The sequence below is a fragment of the Kitasatospora brasiliensis genome (assembly GCF_032654805.1).
Taxonomy (GTDB): Bacteria; Actinomycetota; Actinomycetes; order Streptomycetales; family Streptomycetaceae; genus Kitasatospora; species Kitasatospora brasiliensis.
Map to the genome: position 1 here is coordinate 677,415 of NZ_JAUOOW010000001.1, position 17,987 is coordinate 695,401.

19 protein-coding genes are annotated in these 17,987 nt (G+C 73.1%); 9 read left to right on the forward strand and 10 right to left on the reverse strand.

The window, feature by feature from the left end; translation table 11 throughout:
• Positions 1-94 precede the first annotated feature (94 nt).
• The 5 genes from QWJ13_RS03070 to infC form a co-directional block, all read right to left on the reverse strand.
• Positions 95-1,198, reverse strand: a complete 1,104-nt coding sequence (locus QWJ13_RS03070) for a sensor histidine kinase (protein ID WP_316520289.1) — start codon at positions 1,196-1,198, stop codon at positions 95-97.
• A 115-nt stretch (positions 1,199-1,313) separates the two neighbouring features.
• On the reverse strand, positions 1,314-2,180 hold the full coding sequence (locus tag QWJ13_RS03075; protein WP_316520290.1) for a TrmH family RNA methyltransferase: 867 nt from the start codon (positions 2,178-2,180) through the stop codon (positions 1,314-1,316).
• Positions 2,181-2,278: 98 nt separating this feature from the next.
• Complete coding sequence (rplT, locus tag QWJ13_RS03080; RefSeq protein WP_030055649.1) at positions 2,279-2,674, reverse strand: 50S ribosomal protein L20; 396 nt, start codon at positions 2,672-2,674, stop codon at positions 2,279-2,281.
• 109 nt (positions 2,675-2,783) lie between these two features.
• Positions 2,784-2,978, reverse strand: a complete 195-nt coding sequence (rpmI, locus tag QWJ13_RS03085; protein ID WP_045701618.1) for a 50S ribosomal protein L35 — start codon at positions 2,976-2,978, stop codon at positions 2,784-2,786.
• A 142-nt stretch (positions 2,979-3,120) separates the two neighbouring features.
• A complete protein-coding gene (gene infC / locus QWJ13_RS03090) occupies positions 3,121-3,879 on the reverse strand; it encodes a translation initiation factor IF-3 (protein ID WP_316521616.1) in 759 nt (252 codons plus the stop codon).
• Between the two features lie 445 nt (positions 3,880-4,324).
• Between infC and QWJ13_RS03095 the strand changes: the two genes are divergently transcribed.
• Positions 4,325-4,702, forward strand: coding sequence for a DUF1844 domain-containing protein (locus QWJ13_RS03095; RefSeq protein WP_316520291.1), 378 nt, complete (start codon positions 4,325-4,327; stop codon positions 4,700-4,702).
• Positions 4,703-4,767: 65 nt separating this feature from the next.
• On the opposite strand, the gene QWJ13_RS03100 is transcribed toward QWJ13_RS03095, so the two are convergent.
• Positions 4,768-5,541 carry an SseB family protein gene (locus tag QWJ13_RS03100; protein ID WP_316520292.1) on the reverse strand — a complete coding sequence of 258 codons (774 nt, stop codon included), beginning with the start codon at positions 5,539-5,541 and terminating at the stop codon, positions 4,768-4,770.
• Positions 5,542-5,632: 91 nt separating this feature from the next.
• Here QWJ13_RS03100 and QWJ13_RS03105 point away from each other — a divergent pair, with 91 nt between their 5' ends.
• The 3 genes from QWJ13_RS03105 (at position 5,633) to QWJ13_RS03115 (ending at position 8,481) form a co-directional block, all read left to right on the forward strand.
• Positions 5,633-6,856, forward strand: coding sequence for an amino acid deaminase/aldolase (locus tag QWJ13_RS03105; RefSeq protein WP_316520293.1), 1,224 nt, complete (start codon positions 5,633-5,635; stop codon positions 6,854-6,856).
• A 58-nt stretch (positions 6,857-6,914) separates the two neighbouring features.
• The gene (locus QWJ13_RS03110) at positions 6,915-7,325 is read left to right on the forward strand and encodes a hypothetical protein (protein ID WP_316520294.1); all 411 of its coding nucleotides are present in this window, start codon (positions 6,915-6,917) and stop codon (positions 7,323-7,325) included.
• 241 nt (positions 7,326-7,566) lie between these two features.
• The gene (locus QWJ13_RS03115) at positions 7,567-8,481 is read left to right on the forward strand and encodes a lytic polysaccharide monooxygenase auxiliary activity family 9 protein (RefSeq protein WP_316520295.1); all 915 of its coding nucleotides are present in this window, start codon (positions 7,567-7,569) and stop codon (positions 8,479-8,481) included.
• Between the two features lie 134 nt (positions 8,482-8,615).
• On the opposite strand, the gene QWJ13_RS03120 is transcribed toward QWJ13_RS03115, so the two are convergent.
• The 4 genes from QWJ13_RS03120 to QWJ13_RS03135 all read right to left on the reverse strand — a co-directional run bounded on the left by QWJ13_RS03120 (position 8,616) and on the right by QWJ13_RS03135 (position 13,440).
• Positions 8,616-9,770: a DUF2510 domain-containing protein gene (locus tag QWJ13_RS03120; protein WP_316520296.1), complete on the reverse strand. Its 1,155-nt coding sequence runs from the start codon at positions 9,768-9,770 to the stop codon at positions 8,616-8,618.
• 111 nt (positions 9,771-9,881) lie between these two features.
• Positions 9,882-10,667: a 3-oxoacyl-ACP reductase gene (locus QWJ13_RS03125; protein ID WP_316520297.1), complete on the reverse strand. Its 786-nt coding sequence runs from the start codon at positions 10,665-10,667 to the stop codon at positions 9,882-9,884.
• 7 nt (positions 10,668-10,674) lie between these two features.
• Complete coding sequence (locus tag QWJ13_RS03130; RefSeq protein WP_316520298.1) at positions 10,675-12,051, reverse strand: aldehyde dehydrogenase family protein; 1,377 nt, start codon at positions 12,049-12,051, stop codon at positions 10,675-10,677.
• A gap of 3 nt (positions 12,052-12,054) precedes the next feature.
• Positions 12,055-13,440 carry a glutamine synthetase family protein gene (locus QWJ13_RS03135; protein ID WP_316520299.1) on the reverse strand — a complete coding sequence of 462 codons (1,386 nt, stop codon included), beginning with the start codon at positions 13,438-13,440 and terminating at the stop codon, positions 12,055-12,057.
• A gap of 253 nt (positions 13,441-13,693) precedes the next feature.
• Here QWJ13_RS03135 and QWJ13_RS03140 point away from each other — a divergent pair, with 253 nt between their 5' ends.
• The 5 genes from QWJ13_RS03140 to QWJ13_RS03160 all read left to right on the forward strand — a co-directional run bounded on the left by QWJ13_RS03140 (position 13,694) and on the right by QWJ13_RS03160 (position 17,955).
• Complete coding sequence (locus QWJ13_RS03140; protein WP_316520300.1) at positions 13,694-14,422, forward strand: gamma-glutamyl-gamma-aminobutyrate hydrolase family protein; 729 nt, start codon at positions 13,694-13,696, stop codon at positions 14,420-14,422.
• A gap of 194 nt (positions 14,423-14,616) precedes the next feature.
• Positions 14,617-15,720 (forward strand): cation diffusion facilitator family transporter, encoded by a 1,104-nt coding sequence (locus QWJ13_RS03145; RefSeq protein ID WP_316520301.1) that lies wholly within the window; start codon positions 14,617-14,619, stop codon positions 15,718-15,720.
• Positions 15,721-15,779: 59 nt separating this feature from the next.
• Positions 15,780-16,682: a 5'-3' exonuclease gene (locus QWJ13_RS03150; RefSeq protein ID WP_316521620.1), complete on the forward strand. Its 903-nt coding sequence runs from the start codon at positions 15,780-15,782 to the stop codon at positions 16,680-16,682.
• A 146-nt stretch (positions 16,683-16,828) separates the two neighbouring features.
• A complete protein-coding gene (locus QWJ13_RS03155; RefSeq protein ID WP_316520302.1) occupies positions 16,829-17,623 on the forward strand; it encodes a hypothetical protein in 795 nt (264 codons plus the stop codon).
• A complete protein-coding gene (locus tag QWJ13_RS03160; protein ID WP_316520303.1) occupies positions 17,620-17,955 on the forward strand; it encodes a winged helix-turn-helix domain-containing protein in 336 nt (111 codons plus the stop codon). The genes QWJ13_RS03155 and QWJ13_RS03160 overlap by 4 nt, the downstream gene beginning before the upstream one ends.
• Positions 17,956-17,987: the final 32 nt, after the last annotated feature.

Sequence of the window (17,987 nt, forward strand, 5' to 3'; positions counted from 1 at the left end):
TCGGCGCCGCTTCCCCGCAGCCCGCCCGGGCAGGTGCCCCACAGCGCCCTGCAGGCGCCCCACGGCATGCTGTGCCGATCGCTTCGTGCCTCTTTCAGAGCATGAAGTCGGGCACCCCGGCGGGCAGGACGAATCGGAACCGGGCGCCGCCGCCGGGCGCGCGGTCGACGCGGATCGAGCCGCCGTGGGCTTCCACGATGCCCTTGACGATGTAGAGGCCCAGGCCGGTGCCACCGCGCTTGGAACCGCGCCAGAAGCGGGTGAAGACGCGCGGCATCGAGTCCTCGGGGATGCCACTGCCTTCATCGCTCACGGTGACCGCGGTGCCTTCCACGATGCGGGGCGGGGTGCCGGAGCGCTCCCAGACGGGCGCCTCGACGACCTCCTTGGCCGGTGCCACCTCGATCGTGACAGTTCCCTCACCGTGCCGCACCGCGTTTTCCAGCAGGTTGGCGAGCACCTGGTCGACCTTGTCCGGGTCCGCCCACAGCACCGTCAGCGGCTCGCTGACCCGGACGTCGAAGCGCTCCTCGGGGATGCCGGTGGCGACCTTGCGCTCCACGTGCCGGCGCACCGCCGCGGCCAGGTCGACCACCTGCTTGCGCAGCTCCAGCCGGCCGGCGTCGATCCGGGAGATGTCCAGCAGCTCGGCGATCAGCCGGGTGACCCGGTCGGCGTCGGCGTCCACGGTCTCCAGCATCAGCCGCTTCTGCCCGTCGGTGAACCGCTCCCACTTGGCCAGCAGCGTCGCGGTGAAGCCCTTGACGCTGGTCAGCGGGGAGCGCAGCTCGTGCGCCACGGTGGCGATCAGCTCGGCGTGGCTGCGCTCGGTGCGGCGCCGGGCCTCGGTGCCGCGCAGGGCGATCACCAGGCGCTCCAGCCGCCCGCCCGGCGCGCCGCGCACGTACCGGGCGGAGACCAGCACCTCGCGCCCCCCGGGCAGCAGCAGGTTGCGCTCCGGCTGGCGGGTGCGGATGGCCAGGCCGCCGTACGGGTCGGTCAGCTGCCACCAGCGGCGGCCGTCCAGGTCCTCCAGCGGCAGGACGTCCTCCAGGGCGCTGCCGAGCGCGGCCTGCGGGAGCACGCCGGTGAGCCGGGCCGCGGCCCGGTTGAAGCAGACCACCCGGCCCAGCGCGTCGGCGACCACCAGGCCGTCCGGTAGGTCATCCGGGTCCAGTTCGGGTCCGCTGCCGACCATGGGTTGCCTCCCCGATTACCCACCGTGCCGTTCCCCCCACCGAGGCAGACCCTAGCGCCTCCCAGGCCCGCGCAGTAGGGCTTGCAGTGGGTGATCCCGGTGCGCCCCCGGGGAGTCAGGCCTTCGAGCGGCAGCCGCCCGGCGAGCGCTGGGCGCGGGCCGAGGCGTACAGGCAGACGGCCGCCGCGGTGGCCAGGTTGAGGCTCTCGGCGTGGCCGTGGATCGGCACGCGCACGACCTCGTCGGTGAGCGCGCGGGTCTCCTCCGGAAGCCCCCACGCCTCGTTGCCGAACACCCATGCGCCGGGCGCGCCCAGGGTGCCCTCGTCCAGCTCCTGGTCCAGGTCGCGCTCCCCGGCGCCGTCCGCGGCGAGCACCCGGATCCCGGCCTCGCGCAGCTTGCCGACGGCCTCCTCGACCGGCACGCCGACCGCCACCGGCAGATGGAACAGGCTGCCCACGGAGGCCCGGACGGCCTTCGGGTTGTAGAGGTCCACCGAGGCGTCGGTGAGCACCACGGCGTCCGCGCCGGCCGCGTCGGCGGTGCGCAGCACCGTCCCGGCGTTCCCGGGGTCGCGCACGTGGGCGAGGATCGCGACGAGCTTGGGGCCGGCCTTGAGCACCTCGTCGAACGGGGTGTCGATGAAGCGGCAGAGCGCCACGATCCCCTGCGGGGTCACGGTGTCGCAGATGTCCGCGATCACCTCGTCGGTGGCGGTCAGCACCGGCAGCCCCTCGTCCAGGGCGGCCTCGACGATCCCGGCGTGCCGCTCGGCGGCCTCCGGCGTCACGTAGACCTCGACCACGGCGTGCTCACCGGTGCCCGGCAGCCTGCCGAAGGCGACGGCTTCCCGGACGGCCTGCGGGCCCTCGGCCAGGAAGCGGCGCTCCTTGGTGCGCTGGTTGCGCTTGGCCAGCCGACGGGCGGCGACGACGCGCGGCGAGCGCAGGGAGGTCAGCAGGGGGGTGTCGGTGCTCGGCATGGTCTCGATCTCTGGAGGCGCGAAGGAGGGGGTCAAAGCAGGACCGGACCCGCAGGAGAGCCTGCGGGTCCGGTCAGAGCTCAACCGATCTCGGAAGATCAGGCGGCGTCGGCGGCGGCCTTCGGGGCGTTCACGTCGGCCGGCAGCGCCTTCTGGGCGACCTCGACCAGGGAGGCGAACGCACCCGGGTCGTTGACGGCCAGGTCGGCCAGCATCTTGCGGTCGATCTCGACGCTGGCGGCCTTCAGGCCCTGCACGAAGCGGTTGTAGGTGATGCCGTTGGCACGGGCCGCAGCGTTGATGCGCTGGATCCACAGCTGACGGAAGTCGCCCTTGCGCTTCTTGCGGTCGTTGAAGTTGTAGACCAGCGAGTGGGTGACCTGCTCCTTGGCCTTGCGGTACAGGCGCGAACGCTGGCCACGGTAGCCGCTGGCGCGCTCCAGGATGACCCGGCGCTTCTTGTGGGCGTTGACTGCCCGCTTGACGCGTGCCACTTGATTACTCCTTGGGTTGGACCACGGACTACTTCACGTGGTCCGTCATTCGAATGGGTCGGGAAGGATCAGCTGCCCCGCTCACGGCTCGCGCCGGGCGGGAGGGCGATCACTTGCCGAGAAGCTTCTTGATCTTCTTGGCGTCAGCGGGGGCCAGCTCGATCGTCCCGGCCAGCTTGCGGGTCAGCGTCGAGGGCTTGTGCTCCAGGAGGTGGCGGCGGCCGGCGCGCTCGCGCAGCACCTTGCCAGAGCCACTGATCTTGAAGCGCTTGCTGGCGCCACTGTGCGTCTTCTGCTTCGGCATTTCGCCGTATCTCCTCGTCGGTCCCGTCCGCGCCCGCGCGGCGGCTGCCACGCGGGCGTGAACTGGATGGATCTGCGGTGACCGGGCGGGGCGCCCCGTCACCCTGTGGGCCGGTCTCCCGGGCCTCCTGGCCGGTGAAGGCTCAGGCGCCCTGGGAGGCGGCCGGCTGCTCGACCGGAGCGTCGGCCTCGACGGCCTGCGCCTCGGCCGGGGCGTCCTGCGCCTCGGTCACGTCGTCCTCGACCTCGGCCACGTCGACCTCGGTCACGTCGTCCTCGGTCACGTCGTCCTCGACGCTCTCCGCGGCGTCGTCGGAGCCGAGGGTGCGGCCCTGACGCTCGGCCTTGCGGGCGTCCGCGAGGGCGCGGGCCTCGGCCATCGCCTCGGTCTTCTTCTTGTGCGGGCCAAGGACCATGATCATGTTCCGGCCGTCCTGCTTCGGCGAGGACTCGACGAAGCCCAGGTCCTGGACGTCGTCGGCGAGCCGCTGGAGCAGACGGAAGCCCAGCTCGGGGCGGGACTGCTCACGACCACGGAACATGATCGTGATCTTGACCTTGTCGCCCTGCTTGAGGAACCGGACGACGTGACCCTTCTTGGTGTCATAGTCGTGCGGGTCGATCTTCGGCCGGAGCTTCATCTCCTTGATGACCGTGTGCGCCTGGTTCTTGCGCGCCTCACGGGCCTTCATGGCCGACTCGTACTTGAACTTGCCGTAGTCCATGAGCTTGCACACCGGCGGCCGGGCGGTCGCCGCGACCTCGACCAGGTCGAGGTCGTACTCCTGCGCGAGCTCCAGCGCCTTGGCAAGCGGCACGATGCCGACCTGCTCGCCGCTGGGACCGACGAGTCGCACCTCGGGGACGCGAATCCGGTCGTTGATGCGGGGCTCGGTGCTGATGGGGCCTCCTCGGTTGCACCTTCTGCGATGCGGCCGTCGGACGGCGGTCGCACGTAGTGGACTCGACCACTGGGCGGGGCTTCATTCGTGCTGCGCTGTCCGGTACGTACACCGCCACACGAAAAAAGCCCCGCTCGGTACAAGCGGGGCTCCACACAACCGGAGGCGACGCCCGGTGAGGGGCGTTGCGGCGACTCGGCGCCAAGGGCGCCCGTCGCGGACCGGGACCCGTCGACCCTGAGGCCGACCAGGTGGGAGACTTTCGCGGTTGCCCTCTCGGGCCTCCTCAGTGGAGCCTCCACTTGCTGGCCGAGCGCCCATACGGGATCCCGGCCGGTCAGTCTCGAAGCTTACAGCGTCACGGGGTCGAACGCTATTCCGCCCCGGCGTGGGGCCCCTTGTACGCTCCACGTGTACGCACACGGCACGAAGGAACGAGCCCCCCTTGAGCAGCGAGCCCACCCAGAACCCCGGCGCGGACGACGACGCGATCGGCTTCGACGACCTCACCCGCGACATCGCCGAGGTCCCGGCCGTCGAGGTGATCACCACCGTCGCGGTGCACCTGATGAGCGCCGCCGCCGTCAAGTGCGGTCTCGCCGAGGGCGGCGAGAAGGACAAGGACCTGGACGAGGCCCGCAAGCTGATCACCGCCCTGGCCGGGCTGGTCACCGCCGGCGCCCCGGAGATCAGCAACTTCCACGCCGCGCCGCTGCGGGACGGGCTGCGCTCGCTCCAGCTGGCCTTCCGCGAGGCGTCCATCGTGCCGGACGCCCCGGGCGCCGGGCCGGGCGAGAAGTTCACCGGGCCGGTCTACTCCTGATCCCGGAACGCGAAGCGGGAGAGAACCCACCGGACCAGTGGGTTCTCTCCCGCTTCGCGTTCTCCTCACCGCTGGTGGAGCGGCTCCCCCGGCAGCTCCGCACTGACCGGCAGCACCGCGAGCTCCAGCCCCAGGTCCAGCCGCACCCGCAGCACCGGGTCGGCGGCCACCGCCTGCCCGAGCCGTCCGACGGCCTCCACCATGCCCGGGTGGTCCAGCGCCGGGTCGAACACCACCACGACCACCCCGTCCGAGCCCTCCGAGGCCTCCAGCAGCCCGGTGACCACCTGCGGCTCGGCCGCCAGCAGCCCGCGCACCGCCTCGCGCACCTCCGGGTCGCGGACCGGCGGCAGGAACGGGCGGTTCTCCGCGAGCGCCCGCAGCCGGGCGCCGCTCAGCAGGAACGGCACCGGCCCGGCTGGGTCGATCAGCAGGGTGTCGGCACGCTCCGAGTAGGCGACCATCGCGGCCTGCGGGGCGGCCGTCGGCGCCGGACGGGCGTCGGCGCGCCAGCGGGTGAGCGAGTCGAGCGAGGTGAACGCCGGCAGCGCGCGGCGCCCGTCCGGGGCCTCCAGCACCGGGACGGCCATGTCGCTGGTCTTCTCGTGCCGGTGCCCGTCCGGGCTCACCTCGACCTCGCCGAGGATCGCGACGATCGGGACCATCAGCCGGGTGGGGGTCAGCGCCGCCAGCACCTCCGGCTCGGCCGCGCGGTCCTGCGACCAGCGGGCGAGGGCCTCGGTGAGTGCCGGATCGGCGGTGCCGTCGTCGTCGGAGAAGCCGGGATTCGGGATGCTCTTGCCGACGAACGCCGGGTTGGAGAAGTCTTTGCGGTCCACCCGCCCGACCCTATGCCACCGCGCGCGGGCGGCCCCATTTCCCTGCACGCGGCCCCTACCCCCCGGTAGCGCGCTGTGGCACCCTGCGCCCATGGTGATCCTCGACGCGCCCGCGACCGCGCCCGCCCCGGTCTCCGACCGCCTCCGGTACGACCGCGCCACCGCCCACCTGGACGGCCCGGTGGCCGTCGTGGACCTCGCCGCGTTCGACGCGAACGCCGCCGACCTGGTCCGCCGGGCGGGCGGCAAGCCGATCCGGCTGGCCAGCAAGTCGGTCCGCTGCCGGGCGCTGCTGGAACGGGCGCTGGCCGTGGACGGCTTCCTCGGGGTGATGAGCTTCACCCTGGGCGAGTCGCTCTGGCTGGCCCGTACCGGCATCCGCGACATCCTGCTCGCCTACCCCTCCGCCGACCGGGCCGGCTTCGCCGAGCTGACCGCCGACCCGCGGGCCGCCCGCGAAATCACCGTCGTCCTGGACGACCCGGCCCAGCTGGACCTGATCGACGCGGCCCGGGCCGGCGACGCCGAGGTGCGGGTCTGCCTGGAGCTGGACACCTCGCTGCACCTGCTCGGCGGCCGGGTCCGGGTGGGCGCCCGGCGCTCGCCGCTGCGCACCCCCGAGGACCTCGGCGCCTTCGCCGAGCTCGTCCAACGCCGCCGGGGCTTCCGGGTGGTCGGCCTGATGGCGTACGAGGGGCACGTCGCTGGGGTGGGCGACCAGGTGCCGGGACGGCCGGTGCGCTCGCAGCTGATCCGGCTGATGCAGGCCAAGGCCCGTACCGAGCTGGCGGTGCGGCGCGCGGCGGCGGTCCGACGGCTGCGGGAGGTGGCCGACCTGGAGTTCGTCAACGGCGGCGGCACCGGCAGCGTGGAGTCCACCGTGGCCGAACGCGCCGTCACCGAGGTGGCGGCCGGGTCCGGGCTGTTCGTGCCGCGGCTCTTCGACCACTACCGCTCGTTCCGGGGCCGCCCGGCCGCGCTGTTCGGCCAGCCGGTGGTGCGCCGCCCCGGCCTCGGCGTGGTGACGGTGCTCGGCGGCGGCTACCCGGCCTCCGGCGCGGCCGGCCCGGACCGCTCGCCGGTGCCGTACCTGCCGGCCGGACTGCGCTACGACCCGGTGGAGGGCGCCGGGGAGGTGCAGACCCCGCTGCTCGGCCCGGCCGCGGACGACCTGCTGATCGGCGACCGGGTCTGGTTCCGGCACGCCAAGGCGGGCGAGCTGTGCGAACGCTTCGCCGAGCTGCACCTGGTCGAGGGCGACCGGATCGTCCGGACGGTGCCGACGTACCGGGGCGAGGGCCGGACGTTCCTCTGACGCTTCGTCCGTCTTTGCCCTACCGTGGTGCCGACACCGCGAACACCGAGGGGGCAGCATGGACACCGAACTCGTGCAGGAGATGGTGAGGTCCGGGGCGACCTCGGTGGCCGGCCTGATGGCCACGGCCGCCTGGAACCAGGCCGGCTCACGGATCGCCCGGCTGTTCGGGCGCGGCGAGCGGGACGAGGAGGCGAGCGCGGAGCTGGAGGTGATCCGCGCCGAGGTGCTGGAGGCGGGCGACGACGACGAGGTCCTGGCCGACCAGGCCGCGGCCCTCCGCAACCGGCTGCGCGCGCTGTTCCGGGAGAACCCGCAGGCAGCCGAGGAACTCCAGGAGATCCTGGCGGAGTTCGCGCCGAAGCCGCCCCAGCAGGTGGCCCACGAGACTTACAACCAGACGATCAACAACGGGACCTACAACGGAACCGTGATCATGGCGGGCAAGATCAACAACATGAACACCTGACCTTTCCCCAGCCTTAACGGGGCCCGATGGAACGGCTAACTCCAGCCTTCCGTCGGGCCTTTGCGCTGCTCGGGGGCCTACAGCCCGTCAACAAGCGCAGTGCGCCCGACTATTGCCTTCTGGTCCAGACCAATCCTACGCTTCCGCCGGGGGTCGCGCGCCGGGCCGGCGGCTCCCGAACGGGCAGGCGTGCCCTTTCCCCCACACCCGCCCGGAACGACGGTCGAGGAGTCCCCACCCCATGTCCATCAAGCGCAGTGCCCTGTCCGTCGGCGTGGTCGGCGCCGCGGTCCTCGCGGTGGCCGGTGCCACCGCCGGTACCGCCAGTGCCCACGGCACGATGACCAACCCGGTGAGCCGGGTCGCCGCCTGCTACGCCGAGGGCCCCGAGCACCCGGTGTCGCAGGTCTGCAAGGACCTCGTCGCCGCGAGCGGCACCCAGCCGCTGTACGACTGGAACGAGGTCAACATCGCCAACGCCAACGGCAACAGCCAGGCGCTGATCCCGGACGGCAAGCTCTGCTCGGCCAACCGCGACAAGTACGCGGCGCTGGACTGGCCGCGCGCCGACTGGCCGGCCACCGCGGTGAAGCCCGGCTCGTTCACCTTCCAGTTCCGCACCACCGCGCCGCACGTCGGCACCCAGACCGTCTACATCACCAAGGCGAGCTACGACCCGACCAAGCCGCTGAAGTGGTCGGACCTCGACCCGACCCCGGTCGCCCAGGTGCAGGTCGACCGCAACGCCGTCAACGGCTCCTACAGCTACTCCGGCACCCTGCCGCAGCGCACCGGCCGCCAGGTGCTGTACACGGTGTGGCAGCGCAGCGACAGCCCCGAGGCCTTCTACGCCTGCTCCGACGTCGACTTCGGCACCTCCACCACCGCCGTGTCGGCGCTCGCCGCCCAGGCCCCGGCCGCGCCCAGCGACGCCCAGATCGCGGCCGACGCCTCGAAGTCCACGGTCGCCCACCACGGCCACGGCGGGGACCCGGACTCCCCGGCCGGCCAGGTGATCCCGACCGCCTCCGCGGCCGTGGGCGGCACCTCGGCCACCGGCCCGCTGCTGCTCGCCGGCGCGGCCGCGATCAGCGTCGGCTGGGCCGGCATGGTGCTCCGGCGCCGTCGCGTCGAGGCTGTTCGACGCGACTCCTGACGCCGGGCGCGGGGCCGGGCCGGCCACTCCCCCGTCCGGCCCGGCTCCCGTGACACGTGCGGCGACACGAGACGGCGGCCCCACCCGGAGGATTCCTCCGGGTGGGGCCGCCGCCGTGTGAGGAGCGTCCGACCTCAGGTGGTGCTGCCGCTGGTCCCGCCGGAGCCCGAGCCCGAACCGGGCAGGCCCGGGAGCGTCGGCAGCTTGCCCTTGTAGGCGGTGATGCCCTGGACCACGGTGTCCATCACCGCGACGTCCGGCGCCTTGTCGGCGATGTCGAAGCCGAAGTGCACCGAGACCAGCGACTTGCCGTCCGCGGACGGGAAGACCACCGTCTCCACGTAGCCGTTGTTGCCCTTGGGCGCGTCCACCTTCCAGCGGACCAGGTAGCCGTCCTGCCCGTTGACCTTCACGGCCTCGGACTTGAGCTCCTGGTGCCCGGTGATCTCGCCGTACGCGTCCTTGGCGGCCCCCGCGATGTCGGCCCTGGCCGCCGCCTGGACGTCGGTGCCACCGCCGTCGATCTTGCCGGTGTTCACCCCGCCGAGGGTGCAGCTGCTCTTGCCGTCCGCGCAGGTGTACGAGCCGACGGTGATCATGGCGTAGCCCTGGTTGGTGGTGCCGGCCTCCCAGCCGTCCGGGACGGGCAGGGTGAGCCGGTTCACCACGTCGATCGCCTGGTCGGTGCCGGGCAGCAGCTTGCCGTTGCCCTTGCCGCCACCGCCCTTGCCGCCCTTGCCGCTGCCGCCGTTGCCACCGCTGCCCCCGCTGCCGTCGCCGTCGCCGTTGCCCGGGTCGCCGAAGCCGGGGATGCCGTTGCCCCACGGGCCGTAGCCGCCCTGGGGAGCCGGCCGGGCGCTGCCGCGCGGGGAGCGGTCCCCGTGGCCGTCCATCGCGAGGTAGGTGATCCCCGAGCCGGCGCCCAGACCGAGCAGGGCGGCCACGGTGGTGGCCAGCGCGAGCTTGGAGGGCTTGCGCCGGGGCCTGGGCGGCGGCCCGGCGGGCGAACCGTAGGCGGCGCCGAAGGCCGGCGGCTCCGGGAAGCGGACGGTCGGGCCGCTGTCCAGCACCTCGCCCTCCAGCACCCGGGGCTGCTCGGCCGTGCCCGCTGCCGCCGTCGGCTCCGCCTGTGGAGCGTCCGCCTGGGCGGCGCCCGGTGCCGGGGCGTCCGCGGGCGCGGGCCGGGTGTCGGCCGTCCAGCCCTTGCCGTCCCACCACCGCTGCGGCCTCGGCTCGGAGGTGGTGTCCTTCGGATCCGGGTACCACCCGGCGGGAATCTGCTCGCTCACGGTAGAGAATCTAAAGCCAGCCGGATAAACGCGAAATCAGCGCAGCAGGGAATTCCCGCCGTTTTCGATGAGATTCCGGTGAGAACCCGGTGCGCCGGGCCGCGGCGGCGGCTACAGCGGGGTGACGTACGCCCCGGAGATGCCCCCGTCGACCAGGAACTCGCTCGCTGTGATGAACGAGGAGTCGTCGCTGGCCAGGAAGGCCACCGCGGCGGCGATCTCCTCGGCCCGGGCGAAGCGGCCGAGCGGAATGTGCACCAGCCGGCGGGCGGCCCGCTCCGGGTCCTTGGCGAACAGCTCGCGCAGCAGCGGGGTGTCCACCGGCCCCGGCGAGAGCGCGTTGACCCGGATGCCCTCCCGGGCGAACTGCACGCCCAGCTCGCGGGACATCGCCAGCACCCCGCCCTTGGAGGCGGTGTAGGAGATCTGCGAGGTGGCCGCGCCCATCCGGGCCACGAAGCTGGCGGTGTTGATGATCGAGCCCCGCCCGTGCCGGCGCATGTACGGCAGCGCGGTCTTGCAGCACAGGTAGACCGAGGTCAGGTTGACCTCCTGGACCTTGCGCCAGGCGTCCAGGCCGGTGGTCAGGATCGAGTCGTCCTCGGGCGGCGAGATGCCCGCGTTGTTGAACGCGACGTCCACGCTGCCGTACGTCTCGTACGCCTCGTCGAACAGCGCCTCGACCATGTACGGGTCGGTGACGTCGGTGTGCACGAAGAGCCCGCCGACCTCCTTGGCGGCGGCCCGTCCGGTCTCCTCGTCCAGGTCGGCGCAGACCACCTTCGCCCCCTCCGAGGCGAGCCGGCGGGCGGCGGCCAGGCCGATGCCGCTGCCCGCGCCGGTGACCACGGCGGTGCGGCCGACCAGCCGGCGGCAGACGGTCTCGTTGTCGCTCATCGGACTGTCACTCCTCGCTGTGGATGAAGACGTTCTTGGTCTCGGTGAAGTGGCGCAGCGCGTCCGGCCCCAGCTCGCGGCCCACCCCGGACTCGCCGAAGCCGCCGAAGGGCGTCCAGTAACGCACCGAGGCGTGCGAGTTGACCGACAGGTTGCCCGCCCGGACGCCCCGGGCCAGGCGCAGCGCGCGGCCGACGTCCCTGGTCCAGATCGAGCCGGACAGGCCGTAACGGGTGGCGTTGGCCAGCCGCAGCGCGTCGGCCTCGTCGGTGAACGGCAGGACGGCGGCGACCGGGCCGAAGATCTCCTCGGTGACGGCCGGGGCGTGCGGGTCCTCGGGGGCGATCACCGTCGGCGGGTACCAGTAGCCGGGCCCGTCCGGGATCTTGCCGCGGGCCAGCACCGGCAGTTCGGGGGTGAGGTAGGAGGCCACCCGGCGGACCTGGGCGGCGGAGATCAGCGGGCCGAGCGCGGTCTCCGGGTCGGTCGGGTCGCCGGTGCGCAGGGTCTCGACGGCGGGCAGCAGCAGGGCGAGGAAGTCCTCGTACACCTCGCGCTGGACCAGGATGCGGCTGCGGGCGCAGCAGTCCTGGCCACTGTTGTCGGCGAAGGACATCGGGTCGGCGGCGCGGGCCAGGTCGGCGTCGGCGAAGACGATGCTGGGGCTCTTGCCGCCGAGCTCCAGGGTGACCCGCTTGGCGCGGGCGGCGCAGCGGGCGGCGACCTCCTTGCCGACCACGGTCGAGCCGGTGAACGCGATCTTGCGCACGGCCGGGTGGTCCACCAGGGCCCGTCCGGTGGTGGCGCCCGCGCCGGGGACCACCTGGAACAGGCCCTCGGGCAGGCCGGCGGCGAGGGCGAGTTCGGCCAGGCGCAGCGCGGTCAGCGGGGTGGCCTCGGCGGGCTTGAGCAGCACGGCGTTGCCGGCCGCCAGGGCGGGGGCGAAGCCCCAGCCGGCGATCGGCATCGGGAAGTTCCACGGCGCGATCACCCCGACCACGCCGACCGGCTCGTGGATGGTCACGTCCAGGCCGCCGGGGACGGGGATCTGCCGGCCGGTCAGCCGTTCCACTCCCCCGGCCGCGTACTCCAGCAGGTCGCGGACGTTGCCGGCCTCCCAGCGCGCGTTGCCCACGGTGTGGCCGGCCTCGCTCACCTCCAGGGCGGCCAGCTCCGGGACGTGCAGCTCGACCTGGTCGGCGAACCGGCGCAGCAGCCGGGCGCGCTCGCCGGGGGCCAGCGCGGCCCAGCCGGCCTGGGCCCGCTCCGCGCGCCGGACGGCGGCGTCCAGCCGCTCGGGGGTGGTGTCCTGGACGGTGGCGAGCACCTCGCCGGTGGCGGGGTTGCGGACGGTGCCGCTGGTGGGATCGCTCGTAGGGGTCACGGCTCACATCCGTTCGAAGGATCGGTAGCGCTCCCAGTCGGTGACCGCCCCGTCGTAGGCGGACTGCTCGACCCGGGCCATGTTCAGGTAGTGCTCGACCACGTCGTCGCCGAAGGCCTCCCGGGCCAGTTCGCTGCCCGCCCAGAGGTCGGCCGCCTCGCGCAGCGATCCGGGCACCTGGGCGTACTCCTCGACGGCATAGGCGTTGCCGAGGCAGGGTGCGGGCAGTTCCAGCTTGCGCTGGAGCCCGTGCAGGCCGGCCGCGATCATCCCGGCCACCGCGAGGTACGGGTTCACGTCGCCGCCCGGCACCCGGTTCTCCATCCGCAGGCCGGGCCCGTGGCCGACCACCCGGTAGGCGCAGGTGCGGTTGTCCCGGCCCCAGGCGACGGCGGTCGGGGCGAAGGAGCCCGGGCGGAAGCGCTTGTAGGAGTTGATGTTCGGCGCGTACAGCAGGCTGAACTCGCGCAGCGCGAGCAGCTGGCCGGCCAGGAAGTGCCGCATGGTGTCGGTCATCCGGCCGTCCCGGTCGGCGAAGGCGGGCGCTCCGACGGCGTCGCGCAGCGAGAGGTGGATGTGGCAGCTGTTGCCCTCGCGCTCGTCGTACTTGGCCATGAAGGTGAGCGCGCAGCCGAGTTGGGCGGCGATCTCCTTCGCGCCGGTCTTGTAGACGCTGTGCTGGTCGCAGGTGGTGAGGGCGTCGGCGTAGCGGAAGGCGATCTCGTGCTGGCCGAGGTTGCACTCGCCCTTGGCAGACTCCACCACCAGGCCGGCGCCGGCCATCTCCGTGCGGATGCGGGAGAGCAGCGGCTCGACCCGGGCGGTGCCCAGCATCGAGTAGTCCACGTTGTAGAGGTTGGCCGGGGTCAGGCCACGGTAGCCGCCCTGCCAGGCCTGCTCGTAGGTGTCGCGGAAGACCAGGAACTCCAGCTCGGTGCCGACGTCGGCGGCCAGGCCGTGCTCGGCGAGCCGGGCGAGCTGGCGGCGCAGCAGCTGGCGCGGGGCGGCGTCCACCGGGTGGCCGCCGTGCCGGGCGAGGTCGGCGGTGACCTGGGCGGTGCCGGGCTGCCAGGGGGTCAGCCGCAGGGTGGCGAGGTCCGGGCGCATCGCGAAGTCGCCGTAGCCGGTGGCCCAGGACGAGAAGGCGTAGCCGTCCACGGTGTTCAGGTCGACGTCGACGGCCAGCAGGTAGTCGCAGGCCTCGGCGCCGTGCTCGGCGACCTCGTCGAGGAAGAACCGGGCGGCGAAGCGCTTGCCCTGGAGGCGGCCCTGCATGTCGGTGAAGGCGAGTGCGACGGTGTGCACCTCGCCGGCGTCCACCAGGGTGCGCAGCTCGTCCAGGGTCAGTGGTGGCCGGGGCGGCGAGCCCGCGGCGCTCTGTTCGGGCATGGCCGAACCCCTCTCCTCGATCACTCGCCAGTGCGCCGTTGATCACTCTTCGAGATCAGGCGGTCACAGCGAACCGTACGGCCTGCGGCTCACGGGGCGGAAGAGGGCGGGTGGGTGTCGAACGCGGATGTCGGGCGCCCATGGCGTGCGGACGCGCGTAGCCGGCACGGGTGGCCCGCGGGAGTGACCGCCGGGCGCGCCCGGCGGGCGTGGCTGACGGTGGATCAGGCGCTTCGGGTGGAGAATGCCCGCCATGGATCGCAGGCCTTTGATCGGCGTCAGCACCTACCTGGTGGACGCGAGTTGGAGCGACTGGCGGGCCCGCCGGGTGGTCCTGCTGCCCGAGCGGTACACCGCGCAGATCCGGGAGTCCGGCGGGATCGCGGTCCTGTTGCCGCCGGACGCCCCGGAGCGCGCGCCCGAGGTGCTGGCCCGGCTGGACGCCCTGGTGGTCGCGGGCGGGCCGGACATCGACCCGGCGTACTACGGGGAGCCGGCCCATCCGGCGACCGAGGTGGACTCGCCGGAGCGGGACGCCTGGGAGGTCGCGCTGCTGCGGGCGGCGCTGGCCGCCGGGATGCCGCTGCTGGCGGTCTGCCGGGGCATGCAGATCCTGAACGTGGTGTGCGGAGGGACGCTGGTGCAGCACCTGCCGGACGTGGTGACCCTCGACGTGCACGGCGGCGCACCCGGGCACTACGGCTCGCACCCGGTGCGGCCGGTGCCGGGGACGCTGCTGGGCGGGCTGCTGCCGGAGAGCGAACTGGACGTGCCGACCTTCCACCACCAGGCCGTCGACCGGCTCGGGGCGGGCCTGCGGGTGAGCGCCCACGCTCCGGACGGGACGGTGGAGGCGGTGGAGGGCCCGGGGTTCGCGCTCGGGGTGCAGTGGCACCCGGAGCAGGGGGACGATCTGCGGCTGATGCGGGCGCTGGTCCGGGCGGCCACTGCGGCTTCACTCGACGCGCTGGCGCTGGGGTAGCCCAACTGGGCGCGCAGGAACGGGAGTTCGGCTCGTACGACGGCTGCGGAGTGCGCCGGGTGCGGCCGCTTGGACGGCAACGACAACGGTCACCAGTACAACCTTTGGATCTTTGTCGATTCTGCGGTTCACTTCGGTTGCGGGGCGGTCGCTTCGCGCCCCCTTTCCCACCCGTGCGCCCCGAGAGGACTTCCATGGCCGGGCACGAGCACTCGCACGATGATCATGCACATGACCACAAGCACCCGCACGGCGGCGGCGGACATGCGCATGGGCACGGGCACGGCCATGGCCACGGGCCCGGCGGCCACTCGCACGGTGTCGCCGCCGACGCGGACCGCCGCTGGCTGCTCGGCGCCCTCGCCCTGATCGTCGTCTTCATGGCCGGCGAGGTCGTGGTCGGCTTCGCCGCCAGCTCCCTGGCGCTGATCTCGGACGCGGCGCACATGCTCACCGACGCCGCATCGATCGTGCTCGCCCTGGTCGCCATGCGGCTCGCCGCCCGCCCGGCCCGCGGCGGCTACACCTACGGCCTCAAGCGCGCCGAGATCCTCTCCGCCCAGGCCAACGGGGTGACCCTGCTGGTGCTGTCCGCCTGGCTGGGCTACGAGGCGGTCACCCGGCTGCTGGAGCCGCCGCAGGTCACCGGCTCGCTGGTGCTGATCACCGCGCTGGTCGGGATCGTGGTCAACCTCGCGGCCACCTGGTGCATGTCCAAGGCCAACCGCAGCTCGCTGAACGTCGAAGGCGCCTTCCAGCACGTCCTGACCGACCTCTACGCCTTCATCGCCACCGCCGTCGCCGGCCTGGTCGTCCTGACCACCGGCTTCGCCCGGGCCGACGCGATCGCCTCGCTGATCGTCGTCGCGCTGATGCTCAAGGCCGGCATCGCGCTGGTCCGGGACTCCGGGCGGATCTTCCTGGAAGCCGCCCCCGCCGGGATCGACCCGGACACGGTGGCCGACCGGATGGTCACCGAACCGCTGGTCGAGGAGATCCACGACCTGCACATCTGGGAGATCACCTCCGGCCAGCCCGCCCTGTCCGCGCACATCCTGGTCACCCCCGGCGGCGACTGCCACGCGGTGCGGCGGTCCTTGCAGCGCCGGCTCGCGGGCGAGTACGGCATCACCCACTCCACCCTCCAGGTCGACCACGTCGGCGAGGACGAGGCCGGCGCGCTGCTCCAGATCGCCGGGCCCGTCGACTCGTCCTCCGCCTCCTCCGCCGCCCCCGCTTCCGACCACTGCGGCGAGGCCCACGGCCCGGTGCACCGCGCGGGCCCGCACGAGCACTGAGAAGCGCTTCCTCGTCACCCCCATGCGGCATGATCTGAGGCGTGACCGCACCGCGACTGATGCTGCTCGACTCCGCCAGCCTGTACTTCCGGGCCTACTACGGCGTACCGGACACCCTGCGCTCGCCGCAGGGTGAGCCGGTCAACGCCGTCCGCGGCCTGCTGGACTTCATCGCCCGGCTGGTCCACGACCACCGCCCCGACCAGCTCGTCGCCTGCATGGACGCCGACTGGCGCCCCCAGTGGCGGGTGGACCTCGTCCCCTCCTACAAGACCCACCGGGTCGCCGAGGCGGCCGAGGACGGCGAGGAGGAAGTGCCCGACACGCTGGCCCCGCAGGTCCCGGTGATCGAGCAGGTGCTGGACGCCCTCGGCATCGCCCGGGTCGGCTCCCCCGGCTACGAGGCGGACGACGTGATCGGCACCCTCACCGCCCGCGCCACCGGGCCGGTGCAGATCGTCACCGGCGACCGCGACCTCTTCCAACTGGTCGACGACGCCCGCGGGATCACCGTGCTCTACCCGGTCAAGGGCATGGGCAACCTCCAGCTCACCGACGACGCGCTGCTGCTGGAGAAGTACGGCGTGCGCGGCGCCCAGTACGCCGACATGGCCGCCCTGCGCGGCGACCCGTCCGACGGCCTGCCCGGCGTCAAGGGCATCGGCGAGAAGACCGCCGCCCAGCTGATCAACGAGTACGGCGACCTCCCGGCCATCCGCGCCGCCGCCCTCGACCTCTCCTCCAGGCTCACCCCCGCCCGCCGCCGCAACATCGTCGAAGGCGCCGCGTACCTCGACGTCGCCCCCACGGTCGTCCGCGTCGCCACCGACGCCCCCCTCCCCGCCTTCGACCCCGCCCTCCCCCGCGAGCCCCTCGACCCCATGACCCTCGAATCCCTCGCCGCCCGCTGGGGCCTCGGCACCTCCCTCACCCGCCTCCTCGAAACCCTCGCCACCGGCTGAGCCCACCCGCGCCCATCCGCAGGGGCCCGCGCGTTCGCCCCGAACGCGCGGGCCCTTCGTCGTTCCCGGGAAGCTTGACCGATATCTACTTTGCGATGCAAAGTTCATGGCACAGCAAAGCATGACGGCATGACAAGGGGTGGATCATGGAGTCAACTCACCGGGGCAGCCCGTCCGAACTCCTCACCGAGACGGAAGGGCTCCAGGCCCGGGCCCGAACGCGACTACACGGCTCGGGGGTGCCGTTGCTCGGGTTCGGCCTGCTCGCACTGGCCGCCGTACCGATCGCCGGCCAGGCCTACAACTTCGGCGCCAACGGACGGTCCGTCGACTCCTACCCGGCCTTCGCCTACTCGGAGTACATCGACCTCTGCGTAGCGCACGACCTGAACGGCCCGTGCCAGACCGGCGAGTTCGACGGAGCCATCCTCCGCTTCCTCGCCTGGGGCGTCTGGTTCGCGCTGCTCCCGGCCGCCTGGCTGGCACTGGCCCACTGGTACCGGCGGCGCGGCGAGGCGCGCGGCATCGTCCCGCGCCGCAACAGCTGGGTCGCCGTCGCGGTCGGCATCGGCGTCCTGATCCCCGCGGTGCTGCTCGCCCTGCTCTCCGCGAACCGTGTGCCGTTCCTCCTGACGCTCCTCGGGAACACCTACGCCTCCCCCTGGTACGTGGTCGGCATCGGCCTGACCGCCCTCGGACTGACCGAGCGCAGCCCCCTGGTCGCCTCCGCCGGACTCCTCCACACCGCACTGCTCACCGCTTACCTCGCGGCCCCCTGGGAAAGCGGCTGGCTCCCCTGGCTCGACCGGGGCGACGGCGGCTGGAGCGACGGCCCGCAGCCGAAGGCCCTGCTGCTGGCCGCGGTCCTGCTCGCCACCGGACTGGCGCAGTGGACGGCGGCCCGCCGCACAGCGGGGGCATCCCGTACGGTCGCTCCATGAGCGTTGCCGACGAAGCCGAGGAACAGCACCCGACCCTGGCCCTGGACGACACCGTCCACCAGCGGGTCCGGCTGGGCATCCTGGCCATCGCCCGGGAGGCCGACCGGGTCGAGTTCGGCTTCCTCAAGGAGCAGCTGGGCGCCACCGACGGCAACCTGTCCCGCCACCTCAAGGTCCTGGAGGACTCCGGCCTCATCACCCTCTCCAAGGGCTACGTCGGCCGCCGCCCCCGCACCTGGATCTCCCTCACCCCCCGCGGCGCCGAAGCCCTCGACCACGAACTCCGCGCCCTCCGCGCCCTCGTCCGCCGCCTCGACGCCACCGGGGAGTAGGAAGTCGGCCCGCCCGACTTCCTACTCCCCGA